Consider the following 2,482-nt stretch of genomic DNA (forward strand, 5'->3'; position numbering starts at 1 on the left):
CGGTTGGCTCGATGCTCGGCACCGCAGGCTTCTTCTTCGCAGCCGCAATAATTCTCGCCGGCCTCGCCTATACGATCATCCGCATCGAACGGCGGATGAAGCCCCAGCCGACTCAAGGAGCAGCATGATGCCTCGCTACAAGCTCGTCATCGCTGCAGTCCTGCTCGCATTGGCGCAGATCGGTTTCCTCGGCTGGATGATCGCTGGCCGTGCCACAATCCTTCGCCACGGCAAGGAAGTGTTGCTCAAGGTCGAACCGGTCGACCCGCGCGACCTGCTGCGCGGTGACTATGTCCGGCTGGGCTATGACATCTCGCGCATTGAGGTGGAGAAAATCGCCAACCTGCCCCAGGGGGAGCTGGCGACGGCCGAAGGGCCTATTGTCGTGCGCTTGAAGAAGGATGCCGATGGTTATTGGCGCGCAACCTCGGCTTGGCTGGGAACTGCGGCGACACAAGCTGGCGCAGACGAAGTCGACATAGTGGGACACGTTTCCGATGGCTGGAGCCTGACGCCAGGTTCGACCATCAGCGTCGACTACGGCATCGAGCGCTACTATGTGCCGGAAGGCGAGGGGCTGGCGATCGAGGAGGAGATGCGCAAGCGCAACTTTGGCGCTGAGCCCGCGTTGCGCAGCTTCGGCATCAAGGTCGCGATTGCCAAAGACGGCAGCGGCCAGATCAAGGCGCTGATGGACGGCGACACCATGCTTTTCCAAGAGCCGCTTTACTGAAGCGGCCCACAGGGCAGCAGCCAATCGCTAGAGCAGGCTTGCCCTCACGGCTGCTTCGACTGCAGTAGGGCCGAACCACTGGGCAGCCGTTTCGCGGGCGCGGAGCCGACGTGCCTCGCGCCGAACCGGGTCCGTGTACAGGGCCGCTGCACGGGCGGCCAGCTCCTCGTCGGACTCGGCAAAGTCGATGTCGACGCCGTCGATCAGTTCGAGGCCCTCGGCGGCAAGCCGCGTTGCCACTACCGGCAGCCCCCATGCCATCGCTTCAAGAATTTTCAGGCGCGTGCCRCCGCCGGTCATCAGAGGCACGATGGTCAGGTGGGCGCGGCGGTAAAGTTCAGACAGGTCGTCCGGATTGGCGATCAACTCGACATCGGGCAGCGCGGCGAGATCGTTCAGCGCGCGGTTGGGGCTGCGCCCGGCGACGATCAGCTTCGCGCCGCCCAGTGTCGCTTGCAGCCTGGGCAGGATCTGCGTTGCCAGCCGACGTGCCGCCTCGATGTTCGGCGCATAGTTGAGGTGGCCGATAAACAGCAGGGTCGGCTGGTCGTTGATCATAGCGGGCTGGCTGACCAGCGTTTCGGGGATGAGCTCGAAGCGGGGAATTCCATTGGGAATCACATCCGCGATGGTGCGGCCACCGGATAGGCCGCGCAGTCTTTCTCGATCCTGTTTGGAACAGACCCAGACTCTGTCGACCATGCGAAGCGACTTCAATTCCATGTCGCGCATGCGCCTGACCTGGCGTGTTTTCTTGGAGAACAGCCCGGCCAGCCAACTCGTTTTCGGCATCATTTGCCGGGCCAGGTCCGACTCGATGTTGTGCATATCGAGCACAAGCGTTGGCGCCATCGGCCGCAGGTGCTCGATCAGGGCAAACAGCGGGATGCCTTCGACGACGATGGTATCCGGCCTGAAGTCGCGCGCTGCTTCAAGCAGCCGGGCAAGCGCCACCTGTGGGATGCGCGTGTCGATCGGGGTCTGGCGCCTGGCAAGGCGCGGGGACGTTGCCGCCTCAGCGGCGTTGGCCAGTGCCAAGGTCGTTATTCTACTGTCGTTGAGATTCGCGGGCAAAGGTGGTTGGTGGACCGAGGCAACGAGCACATCGCCCAACCCGGCAAGCGCCTGGGCATTTTGCCAGTTGCGCAATTCCGCGCCTGATATGGGCGGCCACGCGGCATCGGTGGCGACAAGCAAGGTACGCCGCGAAGAGGGACAGCTATTTGCGTCGCTGATTGCGGCTTTGAGATTTTCTGCTTGGTGCACGGCTGAATCACTCTCGATACGAGGTTTCAATGTCCGCCGGGCAGAGCGTCTTTGGTGCGGATGATAGGAGTCGAACCTACACGCCTCTCGGCACTGGAACCTAAATCCAGGGCGTCTACCAGTTCCGCCACATCCGCATGGATCGCCAATCCCACGCTGCCATCATTCTGTCAATCTCACAGCTGAAACCAGCTCACCTGGGAGAAACGGCGAAGATAGTTGAAAATTGGCCTCGCCTGTGACAAAAGGCCTGTCGAATGAGATAGGACGCAAGTACCCGTCGCTGCAGGATGCGATAAGAAGTCGAAATAACAACAGCTTATCGAAATCCTCGGGTGACGGCGGAGCAAACGACCGCAAATGGCGGATCCGGATACCGATTTGCGAACTTGAAGCCACCCCCGGCAAACGAATTCCGGCAGGCTGAACGGCAGGACGCCGTCCACCCGCGCCATACGTGAAAACAAAGGTTTGATGATGCAG

At 61.5% G+C, this 2,482-nt stretch carries 3 protein-coding genes and 1 tRNA gene; 1 reads left to right on the forward strand and 3 read right to left on the reverse strand.

The window, feature by feature from the left end:
- The first annotated feature begins 124 nt into the window (after nt 1-124).
- Entirely contained in the window at nt 125-733 is a 609-nt protein-coding gene (locus AC1DUU_RS29405) for a GDYXXLXY domain-containing protein (RefSeq protein WP_476786853.1), read from the forward strand.
- Between the two features lie 27 nt (nt 734-760).
- On the opposite strand, the gene AC1DUU_RS29410 is transcribed toward AC1DUU_RS29405, so the two are convergent.
- The 3 genes from AC1DUU_RS29410 to AC1DUU_RS29420 form a co-directional block, all read right to left on the reverse strand.
- Nucleotides 761-1,930, reverse strand: a complete 1,170-nt coding sequence (locus tag AC1DUU_RS29410; protein ID WP_476786854.1) for a glycosyltransferase — start codon at nt 1,928-1,930, stop codon at nt 761-763.
- A 121-nt stretch (nt 1,931-2,051) separates the two neighbouring features.
- Nucleotides 2,052-2,136, reverse strand: a tRNA-Leu gene (locus AC1DUU_RS29415).
- Nucleotides 2,137-2,161: 25 nt separating this feature from the next.
- Nucleotides 2,162-2,482, reverse strand: a 321-nt coding sequence (locus AC1DUU_RS29420) for a hypothetical protein (RefSeq protein WP_476786855.1), incomplete at its 5' end; no start/stop codon positions are given.

Source organism: Aminobacter sp. P4_H6_2 (assembly GCF_056400805.1).

Excerpts from the sequence above, each read along its gene's own strand:
- AC1DUU_RS29405 (WP_476786853.1), top strand. The coding sequence starts at position 125 with ATGATGCCTCGCTACAAGCTCGTCATCGCTGCAGTCCTGCTCGCATTG.